This window comes from Micromonospora sp. WMMD956 (genome assembly GCF_029626125.1).
In the GTDB taxonomy this organism is placed as follows: Bacteria; Actinomycetota; Actinomycetes; order Mycobacteriales; family Micromonosporaceae; genus Micromonospora; species Micromonospora carbonacea.
In genome coordinates this window covers 7139086-7151905 of sequence record NZ_JARUBI010000005.1, presented here as the reverse complement: position 1 = coordinate 7151905, position 12820 = coordinate 7139086, and the positions used below count along the sequence as shown (strand labels likewise).

The 12820-nt window shown below is 74.8% G+C and carries 17 protein-coding genes; 5 read left to right on the top strand and 12 right to left on the bottom strand.

Annotated elements, in window-relative coordinates:
* Positions 1–28: 28 nt before the first annotated feature.
* The 4 genes from O7628_RS30965 to O7628_RS30950 all read right to left on the bottom strand — a co-directional run bounded on the left by O7628_RS30965 (position 29) and on the right by O7628_RS30950 (position 2760).
* Positions 29–733, bottom strand: a complete 705-nt coding sequence (locus O7628_RS30965; RefSeq protein ID WP_278135886.1) for a CBS domain-containing protein — start codon at positions 731–733, stop codon at positions 29–31.
* A gap of 128 nt (positions 734–861) precedes the next feature.
* Positions 862–1269, bottom strand: coding sequence for an arsenate reductase ArsC (locus tag O7628_RS30960; protein ID WP_278135885.1), 408 nt, complete (start codon positions 1267–1269; stop codon positions 862–864).
* 25 nt (positions 1270–1294) lie between these two features.
* Positions 1295–2362, bottom strand: coding sequence for an ACR3 family arsenite efflux transporter (gene arsB / locus O7628_RS30955; protein WP_278135884.1), 1068 nt, complete (start codon positions 2360–2362; stop codon positions 1295–1297).
* Positions 2359–2760, bottom strand: coding sequence for a metalloregulator ArsR/SmtB family transcription factor (locus tag O7628_RS30950; RefSeq protein WP_278135883.1), 402 nt, complete (start codon positions 2758–2760; stop codon positions 2359–2361). The genes arsB and O7628_RS30950 overlap by 4 nt, the downstream gene beginning before the upstream one ends.
* Before the next feature lie 73 nt (positions 2761–2833).
* Here O7628_RS30950 and O7628_RS30945 point away from each other — a divergent pair, with 73 nt between their 5' ends.
* Both O7628_RS30945 and O7628_RS30940 read left to right on the top strand, forming a co-directional pair.
* Positions 2834–3322 carry an N-acetyltransferase family protein gene (locus O7628_RS30945; protein WP_347405225.1) on the top strand — a complete coding sequence of 163 codons (489 nt, stop codon included), beginning with the start codon at positions 2834–2836 and terminating at the stop codon, positions 3320–3322.
* A gap of 33 nt (positions 3323–3355) precedes the next feature.
* Positions 3356–4750, top strand: coding sequence for an FAD-dependent oxidoreductase (locus tag O7628_RS30940; protein ID WP_278135882.1), 1395 nt, complete (start codon positions 3356–3358; stop codon positions 4748–4750).
* A gap of 72 nt (positions 4751–4822) precedes the next feature.
* Here the strand turns inward: O7628_RS30940 and O7628_RS30935 are convergent, their stop codons facing one another.
* The 3 genes from O7628_RS30935 to O7628_RS30925 form a co-directional block, all read right to left on the bottom strand.
* Positions 4823–5299 carry a hypothetical protein gene (locus tag O7628_RS30935; protein WP_278135881.1) on the bottom strand — a complete coding sequence of 159 codons (477 nt, stop codon included), beginning with the start codon at positions 5297–5299 and terminating at the stop codon, positions 4823–4825.
* 113 nt (positions 5300–5412) lie between these two features.
* Entirely contained in the window at positions 5413–6270 is an 858-nt protein-coding gene (locus O7628_RS30930) for a hypothetical protein (protein ID WP_278135880.1), read from the bottom strand.
* 50 nt (positions 6271–6320) lie between these two features.
* Positions 6321–6797 carry a macro domain-containing protein gene (locus O7628_RS30925; RefSeq protein ID WP_278135879.1) on the bottom strand — a complete coding sequence of 159 codons (477 nt, stop codon included), beginning with the start codon at positions 6795–6797 and terminating at the stop codon, positions 6321–6323.
* On the opposite strand from O7628_RS30925, the gene O7628_RS30920 reads away from it, so the two are divergent.
* Positions 6791–7138, top strand: coding sequence for a GNAT family N-acetyltransferase (locus O7628_RS30920; RefSeq protein ID WP_278135878.1), 348 nt, complete (start codon positions 6791–6793; stop codon positions 7136–7138). The two genes, O7628_RS30925 and O7628_RS30920, sit on opposite strands and share 7 nt — an antisense overlap.
* Positions 7139–7162: 24 nt before the next feature.
* On the opposite strand, the gene O7628_RS30915 is transcribed toward O7628_RS30920, so the two are convergent.
* The 5 genes from O7628_RS30915 to O7628_RS30895 form a co-directional block, all read right to left on the bottom strand.
* A complete protein-coding gene (locus O7628_RS30915; protein ID WP_278135877.1) occupies positions 7163–7768 on the bottom strand; it encodes a response regulator transcription factor in 606 nt (201 codons plus the stop codon).
* A complete protein-coding gene (locus O7628_RS30910) occupies positions 7765–8925 on the bottom strand; it encodes a sensor histidine kinase (RefSeq protein WP_278135876.1) in 1161 nt (386 codons plus the stop codon). Before O7628_RS30910 ends, O7628_RS30915 begins: the two co-directional genes overlap by 4 nt.
* A gap of 20 nt (positions 8926–8945) precedes the next feature.
* Entirely contained in the window at positions 8946–10619 is a 1674-nt protein-coding gene (locus O7628_RS30905) for a carboxylesterase family protein (RefSeq protein WP_278135875.1), read from the bottom strand.
* Between the two features lie 141 nt (positions 10620–10760).
* Positions 10761–11015, bottom strand: coding sequence for a flavin reductase (locus tag O7628_RS30900; RefSeq protein ID WP_091281511.1), 255 nt, complete (start codon positions 11013–11015; stop codon positions 10761–10763).
* Positions 11015–11299 (bottom strand): hypothetical protein, encoded by a 285-nt coding sequence (locus tag O7628_RS30895; RefSeq protein ID WP_278135874.1) that lies wholly within the window; start codon positions 11297–11299, stop codon positions 11015–11017. Before O7628_RS30895 ends, O7628_RS30900 begins: the two co-directional genes overlap by 1 nt.
* 324 nt (positions 11300–11623) lie before the next feature.
* Here O7628_RS30895 and O7628_RS30890 point away from each other — a divergent pair, with 324 nt between their 5' ends.
* Positions 11624–12391, top strand: coding sequence for a DUF5753 domain-containing protein (locus O7628_RS30890; protein ID WP_278135873.1), 768 nt, complete (start codon positions 11624–11626; stop codon positions 12389–12391).
* Positions 12382–12582 (top strand): DUF397 domain-containing protein, encoded by a 201-nt coding sequence (locus tag O7628_RS30885; RefSeq protein ID WP_278135872.1) that lies wholly within the window; start codon positions 12382–12384, stop codon positions 12580–12582. The genes O7628_RS30890 and O7628_RS30885 overlap by 10 nt, the downstream gene beginning before the upstream one ends.
* Positions 12583–12820: the final 238 nt, after the last annotated feature.

The following is a 12820-nucleotide window of genomic DNA, read 5'->3' as shown; positions in this document are numbered from 1 at the left end:
GGCGAGCCGGGCGGACCCGCGGCCGGGCTCAGGACACGCCCGCCGGGGTGCCGCCGCCCACCCGTAGCCCGGACAGCGGGATGTCGTCGACGGCCCACCCGAGCGCGTCGACCACCTCGACAACCCCGCTGACCTGCGCGGACAGCCGCAGCGCCAGGCGCACCGTGGAACGCCGTTCGAGCTGGCCGGTGAGGGTGACCACGCCGTCGTGCACGGTGACGTCGACGACGTCGTCGCGCACGCCCAGCGTCCGGCGCAGCACCTCGCCCACCACGTCGGCGCGGATGTCGCCGTCGGGGCGCAGGTGCACCCGGAGCAGGTCGCCCCGGGTCACGATGCCCACCAGCCGGCCCAGGTCGTCGACCACCGGCAGCCGCTTGACGTGCCGCTGGGTCATGAGCCGCGCCGCCTCCACGCACGACGCGTCCGGCCCGACGGTGACCGCCGGGGCGCTCATCAGGTCGGCGGCGAGGGTCGCCCCCGCCTTGACCTGCGCCTCGCGCTGCCGGCGGCCGACGAACACCCGCCGCTCGTGCGGCTGCCCGAGCAGCTCCACCTTGTGCAGCAGATCCGCCTCGGAGACCACCCCGAGGACCCGCCGCGCGCCGTCCACCACCGGCGCCGCGGTGACGCGCCAGCCGGTGAGCACGTCGACGATCTCCCGGTACGCCGTGCCCTCGCGTACCGCCGCGACGTCCGTCGTCATCACGTCCCGCACCTGCCACGCCCGCATGGCGACCTCCCTCGTTCCACCCCGACCGTAGGAGCGGTCGGGTGGTGGTGGGCAGGGCCGGCCGGCCCGGCGAACGCGGGGACCTCCTGCCCGTACCCCAGGGGCCGGAGGTCCCGGCGGGCGGCCGGTCAGCGGGCGGGGGACAGCTCGCGCAGCAGCGCCTCCACCCGGGCCCGGATCTCGTCGCGGATCGGCCGGACGGCCTCGACCCCCTGCCCGGCCGGGTCGTCGAGCTTCCAGTCCTCGTAGCGCTTGCCGGGGAAGACGGGGCAGACGTCGCCGCAGCCCATGGTGACGATCACGTCGGAGGACTCGGCGGTGGCGTACTCCAGGAGCTTGGGCCGCTGGTCGGTGATGTCGATGCCCACCTCGGCCATGGCCTCGACGGCGGCGGGGTTGACCGTGCCGGCGGGGGCGGAGCCGGCGGAGCGGACCTCGACGGCGTCGCCCGCGAGGTGGCGCAGCCAGCCGGCGGCCATCTGGGAGCGGCCCGCGTTGTGTACGCAGACGAACAGGACGCTGGGCTTGTCGGCCACGGTGGTTTCCTCCGGGGTGGTGGTGTCAGTGGGTGAAGCGCCGGCGCAGCCGCAGCGAGACGTAGACCAGGCCGACGAGGACGGGCACCTCGATCAGCGGGCCGACGACCCCGGCGAGGGCCTGGCCGGAGGCGACGCCGAAGGTGCCGACGGCCACGGCGATGGCGAGTTCGAAGTTGTTGCCGGCGGCGGTGAAGGCGAGGGTGGTGGTGCGGGCGTAGCCGAGGCCGATCGCACGACCGAGCAGGTACGCCCCGGCCCACATGAGCGTGAAGTAGACCAGCAGCGGCACCGCGATGCGGGCCACGTCGAGCGGCCGGCCGGTGATCGCGTCGCCCTGCAACGCGAAGAGCACGACGATGGTGAACAGCAGCCCGTACAGGGCGGCGGGGCCGATCCGGGGCAGCAGCCGCGACTCGTACCACTCGCGGCCCCGGGCGCGTTCGCCGAGGCGGCGGGTGAGCCAGCCGGCGAGCAGCGGCACGCCGAGGAAGACGAGCACGTTGCGGGCGAGGTCCCAGCCCGAGACCGCCAGCCCGGCGCCGGGCAGGCCGAGCCAGCCGGGGAGCACGACCAGGTAGAACCAGCCGAGCAGCCCGAAGGCGAGCACCTGGAACACCGAGTTCAGGGCGACCAGCACGGCGGCGGCCTCCCGGTCGCCGCGGGCGAGGTCGTTCCAGATGATCACCATGGCGATGCAGCGGGCCAGGCCGACGATGATCAACCCGGTGCGGTACGCGGGCTGGTCGGCCAGGAAGATCCAGGCGAGGGCGAACATCAGCGCGGGGCCGACGACCCAGTTGAGCGCCAGCGAGGAGACGAGGAGCCGGCGGTCGCCGGTGACCGTGTCGAGGCGGTCGTAGCGGACCTTGGCCAGCACCGGATACATCATGACCAGCAGGCCGAGGGCGATCGGCAGCGAGATGCCGCCGAGCTGCACCGCGTCGAGCGCCCCGTCCAGGCCCGGCACGGCCCGGCCGAGCAGCAGGCCGGCGGCCATGGCCAGGCCGATCCAGACGGGCAGGAACCGGTCGAGGCGGGACAGCCGGGCGACCACCGCGGTCTCGGCGGCGTCGGCGTGGATGGTGCTCACCCGCACTCCCGGGGAGCCTCGGCGGCCGGGGTGGCCCCGGTGGTGCCGGCGGCCGGCTCCACGGTGAGCAGCGCCGCGAGCTGGCCCAGCAGCGCCGGCCGGGCCCGGTACCAGACCCAGGTGCCGCGCCGCTCGGCGTCGACCAGGCCCGCCTCGCGCAGCACCCGGAGGTGGTGCGAGATCGTCGGCCCGGTCAGGTCGAAGGCGGGGGTGAGCTCGCAGACGCAGATCTCGCCGCCCTCAGCGGAGGCGATCATCGACAGCAGTTGCAGCCGCACCGGGTCGCCGAGCGCCTTGAACGCCGGGGCGAGCGCCGCCGCCGTCGCGGTCGGCAACCGACGCTGCGTCAGCGGCGCGCAGCAGAGCACGGCGGTCAGGTCCGGCGCTTGTTTCGACATGTCTCTAGGTTGACAGGTGTCTAATCAGCGTGCAAGCCTCTGCTTCGACAGATGTCGAGACAGGGAGGCTGAGTTGCTGATCCGCGCCATGGTCGCCGCCGACGCCGAGCGGGTGCTCGCCATCTACCAGGCGGGCCTGGACGGCGGCGACGCCAGCTTCGAGACCGTCGCCCCCACCTGGGCGGCGTTCGACGCGTCCCGGCTGGCCGCCCACCGCCTCGTCGCCGTCGACGACGCCGACACCGTGCTCGGCTGGGTCGCCGCGTCGCCCACCTCGACCCGCCCCGTCTACGCCGGCGTCGTCGAGCACTCCGTCTACGTCGAGCCGGCGGCCCGGGGGAGAGGGATCGCCCGGCTGCTGCTCGACGCGCTGATCACCAGCACCGAGGCCGCCGGGATCTGGACCATCCAGTCCGGGGTCTTCCCCGAGAACGCCGCCAGTCTCGCCCTGCACGCGGGGGCCGGCTTCCGGACCGTCGGCGTACGGGAGCGGGTCGGCCGGCACCACGGCCGCTGGCGCGACGTGGTGCTGCTGGAACGCCGCAGCACCGTCGTCGGCTGACCGCACCCTGCCCGAACCTACCTGGAGGAACCCATGACCGTCCTCGACGACCTGCCCGTCGTGGTGATCGGCGCCGGCCCCGTCGGCCTCGCCGCCGCCGCCCACCTGCACGAGCGCGGCCTGCCCCGCACCGTCCTGGAGGCGGGGGAGAGCGTCGGCGCGGCCGTGCGCCGGTGGGGGCACGTGCGCGCCTTCTCGCCCTGGCGCTACGACATCGACGACGCCGCCCGCCGGCTGCTCGCCGCCAGCGGCTGGGCGGCACCGGACCCCGACGCGCTGCCCACCGGCGGCGAGCTGGTCGACACGTACCTGCGGCCCCTCGCGGAGCTGCCGCAGATCGCGCCGCAGGTGCGGCTGAGCGCCCGGGTGGTGGCGATCAGCCGGCTCGGCCTCGACCGGCTGCGCACCGCCGGCCGCGAGCAGGCCCCGTTCCTCGTCCGGCTCGCCGACGGCGAGGAGCTGCTGGCCCGCGCGGTGATCGATGCCTCCGGCACCTGGGACACCCCGAACGTGCTCGGGGCCTCCGGCCTGCCGGCCCGGGGCGAGGCGACCGCCGGGGCGTACCTGGACCATGCGCTGCCGGACGTGCTCGGCGCGGACCGCGAGCGGTTCGCCGGCCGGCACACCCTCGTCGTCGGCGCCGGCCACTCCGCCGCCAACACGCTGCTCTCCCTCGCCGAGCTGGCCGCCGCCGCGCCCGGCACGCGGGTGACCTGGGCGATCCGCGCGGCCTCGCCGACCCGCGCCTACGGCGGCGGCGACGCCGACGCGCTGCCCGCCCGGGGCGCCCTCGGCTCCCGGCTGCGCGCCCACGTCGAGGCGGGCCGGATCCGGCTGCTCACCGGCTTCTCCGTGCACGCCCTCGACCCGGCCGGCGACCGGGTCACCGTCACCGTGCGCCGCCCCGATGGCGGGCAGGAGACCGTGACCGTCGACCGGATCGTCGCCGCCACCGGCTTCCGCCCCGACCACGGCATCGCCGCCGAGCTGCGCCTCGACCTCGACCCGGTGCTCGGCGCGACCCGGGCCCTCGCCCCGCTGATCGACCCCAACGAGCACTCCTGCGGCACCGTCCCGCCGCACGGCGTCGACGAGCTGAGCCACCCCGAGCCCGGCTACTACGCGGTCGGCATGAAGAGCTACGGCCGCGCGCCGACGTTCCTGATGGCCACCGGCTACGAGCAGGTCCGCTCGGTCGTCGCCGCCCTCGCCGGGGACTGGGCGGCGGCCCGCGACGTCCGGCTGGAACTGCCCGAGACCGGGGTGTGCAGCAGCGACCCGGCCGACTCCGTCGCCGGGGAGAACTGCTGCGGGCCCGCCCCGGAGCCGGCGGCCCGGGGGCTCGCCACCGGCCTGCACGGCGGGCTGCTCACCGCGCTGCCACTGGTCACCGTGGACTCCGGCGCGGGCGGGTGCTGCGCCGGCTGACCCGGCCGCTGTGGGCCGCCACCTCGCTCTGGGACGGCCGGGGCGCGACGACAGCCCGCGCCCCGGCGGCGGTCACATCACGTAGCTCAGGCTGACCCAGAAGACGAGGGCGGACGCGGCCAGCAGCCCGCCGAGCGTGGTGCCCGTCAGGATCACCGCCTGGCTGATCCGCAGCCGGTCCCGGGCCAGGAGGTAGACGCCGACGGCGACGAAGGCGATCACCGCGAGGTAGACCACGAACAGGAAGCTCGCGGCGACGAAGGCCCCCGCCCCGGCCGCGGCCAGCGCGGCCCGCCGCCGGCCGAGGTCGCGCCGGAACGCCAGGTAGGCGACCAGGCCGGCGAGGAGCGCGACGAGACCCACCGTGGCGGGCAGGGCGACCGTCGCGAGGTGCAGCATGAGGAGGAAGCTCGCGGCGACGCCGCCGGCCGCCCCGACGGCGGTCAGGCCGGCACGCCGCCCGTCGACGTCCCGACGGGCCACCAGAAAGCCGACGCCGCCGGCGAAGACCGCCGTGCCGCCGATGAGGAGCGCAAGGGACGAGTCCACGGTTCCTTCCCGAGCCTGGGAACGGGCGATGGCCGTACCCGATGGATCGTAGGGTGTCGGGTCATCCGTGCCGCGGTGGCCGGCGGCCGGGGTGCCCCGGCAGCGGCCCCGGCTCAGGGGATCGGCGCGACGGGGCGCACCGGCGTCTCCCCGACCAGGCCGCCGTCGTGCACGGTCGCCGCCAGCTCCCGCTCGCGGTAGGCGGTGGCGAGGACGATCCAGCTGAGGAAGCTGCCGTAGCCGCCGCAGAGCGACGCGCCGCCGTCGCCGCCGCACAGGACCGCCGGGTCGGCGGTGAACTCGGCGCGGTACGGGTCGTCGCCGATGACCAGGCCGAACAGGTTCGGCTCCTGGATGAGCGGCACCGTGCCGTAGGGCAGGCCCTCGGGATAGCCGTCGCCCCACCGGAACAGGGTGGTGGCCCCGGCCCCGCAGGCGTACTCCCACTCGTCGGGAGTCGGCGGTCGCAGGCCGAGGCGGTCGAGCCCGGCCATCAGCCACGCGTGACCGTCGTCCTCGTCGCCGCCCTCGGGATCGTCGCCGTCCTCGCCCTCGGGGTCGTCCTCGTCGTCGGCGGGCAGCAGCGTGTCGGCCTCCACGGAGCGGACCGCGACGAGGCGGGCTGGCAGGGACACGCGACGCGGCGGCGAGGTCACCTCGGCCAGGAAGCGGTCGAGCCCCTCGGTGAGGGTCCACTCCGTGCTGGCCTGGGCGAAGTCGGCGCGCAGCCGGGCGTCGGGAACGAAGCGGTCGGGGTCGTGGCCGAGCTGCACGGTGCCGCCCGGGACGAGGGCGAACCTGACGCCGTCGCGGTCGAAGAGGGCGACCCGGCCGCCCCGGCCGGCGTACGCGTGCGGCCCGACGCCGGTCAGGCGCGTTCCGGTGCTGCGGGCGATGGCGGCGGCGGTGCGGGCCGCGGCATCGTCGGACAGACCCGACCAGGCGGACAACGTGAGATCGGCATGCGACACGGGGGCATTATGTCTGCGGGCCCTGACATGTCCGAACCGGCGGTCACCGGTCAGTCGTGGTCGTAGACGGTGGTGGCGATGTCGCGGTCGCACAGGGCCGCGACGACGAGCGGCTCGATGCGCTCCCACCGGCCGCCGGCCAGGCCACAGCCGATGCGCGGCAGGTGGACGCTGGCGGACAGCCGTGTGGCGTGCGCGGCGACGGCGTCGAGGCAGCGCTCGACGGCGTCGTACCGGATCGGTGGCCCGTTGCTGCCGGTGCGGATGCCGCGCTGGGCGACCATGTTGGCCACCCAGGTGTCGGCCCGGACCCGGACCAACTGGGTCGCGCCGAGGCCGAAGTCGTTGCCGGAGCGCTCGCGGTGCCACTGCCGGTAGGCGCGTTCGGGCTCCGGCCACCGGCGGGAGACGGCCAGGACGAAGCCCTTGCCCCACCCGCCGATGTCGTTGCACACGTGGGCGATGATCTTCGGCCCCCCGGCCTGCGGGCTGGTCGCGTCGCCCCTGATGATCTGCAGTGGTGCCACCCGGTGATGCTCCCACCGGTGCGACCAGCCGTCGACTTCGGCCCGAGCTGTTCCCCGTCGGCGAGGCGTTCGGAGATGTGGTGGCCGTGGTGCTGGGCACCTACGACGGGCGGCGCGGCTGGATCCTCCGGCTCGCCGTCCACCCCGCGCACCGGCGTCGGGGCATCGCCAGCCGGCTGGTGGCCGAACTGGAGCGGCGTTTCGCGGCGCTGGGCTGCCCGAGGGTGAACCTGCTGGTCATGCCGGACAACGCGGCCGGGCTGCGATTCTGGCAGGCGCTCGGCTACCTGCCGATGCCCGACGTGCTGTGCACCAAGCCGATGCCGCCCGCCCCGCGCTGACCACCTGCGCGGCCCGGCCGGGCCTCAGATCCAGCCGTTGGCCCTGGCGCTGAAGGCTGCCTCGATCCGGTTGCGGGTGCCGGTCTTGCCGATGGCGGCCGACAGGTAGTTGCGGACGGTGCTCTCGGACAGGTGCAGGCGCGCGGCGATGTCGGCGATCGTGGCGCCGTCTGCGGCGGCGGTCAGCACGTGCCGCTCCCGGCTGGTGAGCGGGTTCGGGCCGGCCGCCAGCGCCGCCGCCGCGAGCGTCGGATCGATCACCCGGTCACCGGCCAGCACCCGCCGGACGGCCACCGCGAGCTGCTCGACAGGGCCGTCCTTGACCAGGAAACCCGCCGCGCCGGCTTCCATCGCCCGTCGAAGATAGCCCGGCCGGCCGAACGTGGTGAGGATCAGCACCCGGCAACCGGGCACCTGTTCCCGCAGCATCGCCGCGGTGTCCAGGCCGCTGCCGTCGGGCATCTCGATGTCCAGCAGCGCCACGTCCGGACGGACCTCGCGGGCCGCCTCCATCGCCTCGGCGGCGGTGCCGGCCTGGGCCACCACCTCGATGTCGGGTTCGAGGTTCAACAGCAGGGCCAGCGCGCCACGCATCATTCCCTGGTCCTCCGCGAGCAGCAGCCGGATCATCCGGGCCCCGTCGCCCTCGGGCGCGCGGGAACCCGGCCGGTGAGCAGCAGACCGCCACCGGGAGCCGGGCCGACCTGCAACGTCCCGCCCACCTGCGCGAGCCGTTCGGTGAGGCCACGCAGGCCGTTGCCGAGCGCCGGTCGGCCGCCCACCCCGTTGTCCCGGACGGTCAGCGCCGCCCCGTCGGCGTCGATGTCGACCTCGATGTCGCAGCGCGAGGCGCGGCTGTGCCGCAGCACGTTCGTCACTCCCTCCCGGAGCACCCAGCCGAACGCGTCGTCGGCCTCGACGTCGAGTCGACGGCCATCTCCTCGTACGGTGACGGTGATGCCGACGTCGGCCAGGACGGCCCGGGCGTTGTCCAGTTCCCTGCCGAAGCTGTGCTCCCGGTAGCCGGTGACCGCCTCGCGTACCTCGGTGAGCGCGGTGCGCCCGATGCGCTCGATGTCGGCTGCCTCCGCCGCGGCCCGGTGTGGGTCCGCCGAGGCGAGCCGGCGGAGCACCTCGGCCTTCACCACCATCAGCGACAGCGTGTGACCGAGCAGGTCGTGCAGGTCCTTGGCGAACCGGAGCCGCTCCCGCTCCACCACCGCGCGGGCCAGTTCCCGCTGGGTGCGGCGTAGCTCGTCCACCAGGCGGGCCACCCGGGCGAACGCCAGCGTCATGGCACCCGCGAGCAGCGTGATCAGCGCGACCCTGGCGGTGCCGTCAGCGGGCAACCGTCGCGCGGCCCCGATCACCAGCACGGCGGCGACGCTGCCGCCGACCCAGGCGAAGGCCCGGTTCGTCCGGACCAGCCCCACGGCGCCCGCGGAGCAGACGTACATCAGCAGGGCCAGCCAGCCCTGCGGGGCACCGGCATACGTCGCGGCGAGCGCGACCCCGAGTAGCGCGAGCAGGACCAGCCCGGCGTGGTGCAGAGCCGGCCGGACGGCCAGGCTGGCCACCGGCACCGCCACGAGCGCGAGATAGAGCAGCGCGAAGGCGACCAGCCCGGCCGCCGCCACCGGCACGGGCCGGACCTGCCCCCGCGCGATCGCGGCGGCCGGCGGCAGCAGCAGCCACAGCCACAGCGTGTGGGCCGCCACGAGGACCAGCCCACGGCGTCGCGTGCCGCGGTCGACGGGACTCGTCGCGTCGACCGCAGCACCGGACATGATGGACACCGTAGCGGCGGTCAGGGACGCGGGGCCGAGCGCGGGTGGGCGGACCGGTGGCCGACGGGCCTGGGCGTGGCGTCCGGGCCGGATCGACCACCTGCCGAGGCATCTGTGGCGATCGCGTCCCAGAATGCGCACTGGTGCTCGGCGGCCAGGTCGACACTGCCGCCTCGGCCGACCGCGAACACCCGGGCATAGGGTGCCGCCTCGGTCGGGCGTACGGCAGGCCATGGCGCCCGCCCGGTGGCCGCGAAGCGCGCCCACGAATCGATCATGTCGGCGGCCAGTTCGGGCTGTACCGTGCCGACCGTCAGGAAGTTGGCGACGTCGAAGAGGTACGGAAGTTCGTATCCGTGCGCGGCGCCCCAGGGGTAGTCCACGGTCAGCGCCGGCCCATGCTCCTCGGCGAACTCGTACGCGTAGGTCGGCGCGTGCCGGGCGAGCAGTCGTTGGGCGGTGCGGGTCGGGCAGGCCCAGATCCGGTCGGTCGCCACGGCCGCCCACGCCAGGCCCGGAGTCGGGTACGCCTCGGCCGGATAGCGCGCGGCCACCCGGGCGGCCTGGTCGCCGAACGCCGCCCCCAGCATCGCGTCGTAGTCGGCCGCGGTGTAGGCCCCCCGCGTGATTTCCATGAACCCGATGAACGCCCGGTGCTCGTGGCGGTTGTTGCCGACCAGCGCCGGAACCCGTAGCGCCTTCCCGGCCCGCAAGGCTGCCGCCGGCGAGTCCGGCAGCAGCGCCGTCCCGTAAGCCGGGGTGGTGAGCGCCTCGACGCCGGTCCCGGTCGTCGCTGCGAGCAGCGCGGCCGGGTCCTGGCCGCGCAGGCAGGTGAGCGCTTGGTCAGCCGGGCAGCCGAGCGTGGTGGCGAGAGCCGAACCGGCCCGTTCGACCGTCGCGCGGGGACTGAATTGCCCCCCGGCCTCGGTCCCCGGAAGGAACAGCGCGTCCGGCCAGTCGGTCAGGCACGACCCGGACTCCATGATCGCCTTGTCGAACAGGCCGCGAGCGGACGGCGAGGTGAGCTGCGCGCAGACGCTTGCCGCACCCGCCGATTCGCCGTCGAGGGTGACGTTGCCCGGATCCCCGCCGAACGCGGCCGCGTTGCGTCGCACCCAGCGCAGCGCGGCCTGCTGGTCCGCAAGCCCGAAGGTGCCGGACCCGGCCAGCCCGGGTAGCCCCAGATAGCCGAACACCCCGAGCCGGTAGTTGATGGTCACCACGACCAGGCCGCCCCGGGTGGCGAGCCGGGCCGGGTCGTAGTCGACGCCCGATCCGTTCTGGAAGCTGCCGCCGTGCACGAAGACCAGGACCGGGTGCGGGCCCGGCATGGTGGGCGCGGTGACGTTCAGGTAGAGGCAGTCCTCGACCCCGGCCGGCGGGCCGCCGACCATGTTCTGCGCGCACCTCTCGGGCGGCGCGGTCGCGTCGCGGACCCCGGACCAGGCGGGCACGGGCTGCGGGGCCCGCCAGCGACCCTCGCCCGTCGGGGGCGCCGCGTACGGCACGCCGTGGAACGTCCGGAAGCCGGTGCCGGTCACCCCGCGGACGAGTCCGCTGTCGGTCCGGACGACCGGCCCGGCGCTCGCCGGCGACGCCGGGTAGGCCAGCGCCGGAGCGGCCTGCGCCGCGAGCACTGCGGCCAGGATCAGGGCGCCGAATCTGAGTATGCGGGACAGAACGAGGTCAGCCATGCCCAGCACGCTACGAACGGCCAGGCCGTCGCTGGCAGAACCGCCGGTACCCGGTGCGCGGTGACAATTGTCCTGGCGGGCAGCGCCGAGCCCCGCCTCGGGCTGGTCCCCTTCACCCGGAACCGGCCCGAGGCGGGGCGTTCAGGAGGGCGGTCGCGGCGCGCGTACCCAGGACAGGAAGCGGTTGGTGAGGTCGCCGGGCGGGCTCGCCGGGTTCAGCGCCGTCAGGTGCGCCGTCGCCTCCTGCATGAGTAGCGCCAGATAGAACAGCAGGGCGGTGCGGTCGCCCCGGTACTCGACGAGCAGCGACAGCCGCGCCGGGCCGCACGGCCACGGGGCCCCGCAGCGGCGGCACCGCCAGAGGGGGCGCATCGGCAGGTGCGGGCCGCCCGACATCAGCGGTACCGCAGCGCGGTCGCCCGCGCCTCCTCGTCGGTCAGCGGCAGGAACCACAGGAACCGCCGCACGACCTGCGGCGGCGTCGGGCCCTCCGGCCGGCCCCGCAGGTCGCGGATCGCCGGGCGCAGAAAGAGCGTGAAGCCTGCCAGCAGCGCACCGCGCAGGTGGTCGTCCAGGGGCAGGCTGCGCCATGCGGCGCAGGGGAACGGCTCACCGTCGGCCGCGCACCGCCAGGTGGGCCCGGCCGCGCAGTGCCGCTCCAGCGCGGGCGCGGGCCTCACCAGCGGCCTCCGTCTCTCCGCCGGCCTTCGATCGGGGTACGCGGCGCAGCGGCGCCGCCGTGCGCGAGGCGGGTCGCCCGGTCACGTGCTCGTCGGTGGGGCATGGCTCTCCCTCGGTGCGTGTCGGCAGTGGAGCAGTGGAGAGGGGGCCGTCCGCCCGACTGGTGCGGAAGGGCCGGGACGGCCCCCTCGGCGAACACGGGCCGAGACATCTGTCGACCGACCCGCGCCGCCCCGACACCAGCTTGCTGAGGGTTGTGAGACGAACACACCCTGTAGCAGGATGGAGTTGAGGTGCACGGGACAATCCAGAAAGGAAGCCGGATGAACCACGCGGTGATCGAGGCGATGGCGACTGCCGGTCTGACTGCCGAAGCCCTTGCAGCTCAGGTTGAGGTGGACCCGAAGACGGCAGGGCGGTGGGCAAATCCTGGACATATTCCGCAGTCCCGCCACCGGGCAAAGGTTGCCGCCCTGCTCGGCCGAGAAGTCTCGGAGTTGTGGCCGGAGGCCGGCAGGCGGCGCGAGCCGACGTGGTTCCGGCGGTGGGCCGACGTCGAGCGCGAGGCGCTCTCGCTGCGATGGTTCGAGCTGGCCTGGGTCCCGGGCCTACTTCAGACCGAGGCATACGCGCGAGCCACCCTCGCGGGCGAGGCGTTGTCCAGCGGCGAGGTCGACCGACTCGTCGCCGCTCGTCTGGCCCGGCAGGCGGTCCTGCGCCGCGACCCGCCCATGCTGCTGGTCGCGGTCATCGATGAGATGGTGCTCAGGCGCACGGCCGGTGGGGACCGGTCCATGATGCGCGACCAGTGCGAGCACCTGGCGGACTGCGCGACCCTGCCGTTCGTGCAGGTCCATGTCGTTCCTGCGGACACGGGCATGTATGCCGGGCTCGGCGGGCCGTTCATTCTCGCCGAACTGGACGGTGGCGCGCGCCTCCTGCATGTGGATGGTCAAGCCCACGCGCAGATCCTCGAACAGGCGGCTGACCTTGTTACGCTGGATCGGCGGTGGGCTCGTATCTGCGGTGACGCCCTGCCGCGGGCGCAATCCCTCGAACTCATCAGGAAAGCGGCGGCATCATGGACATGAGCCAGGCTCGGTGGCGCAAGAGCACGAGGAGCGGCAACAACGGCGGTGCGTGCGTCGAGGTCGCCGACAACCTGCCTGGTGTCGTGCTCGTCCGGGACACGAAGGACCGCGCCGGCGGGACGCTGGCCTTCGCGCCGGACGCCTGGGCCGGGTTCGTGGGTCTCGCCAAGCGGATCGGCCCCGTCGGCTGACCCGCCCGGCCCCGCCTGGGCCCGTGCGCGAGCCGACCGCCACGTGACCTGACGGTAGACGACGTCCTCACGGCCGATACCGCGATGTCGCGGTGGAGCATCGACAGATCTTGGTAACTTTCGGCCCCTCGGGGGGCCGTCTCGTACCAAGATCTCTTGGTCGTGTTCGGGTGCCTCGTGACGCCGTGGTGGTGGGGGTCCGCGGGCGCTCGGGCGGCCGCGGCCCCGTCGGGCTGGG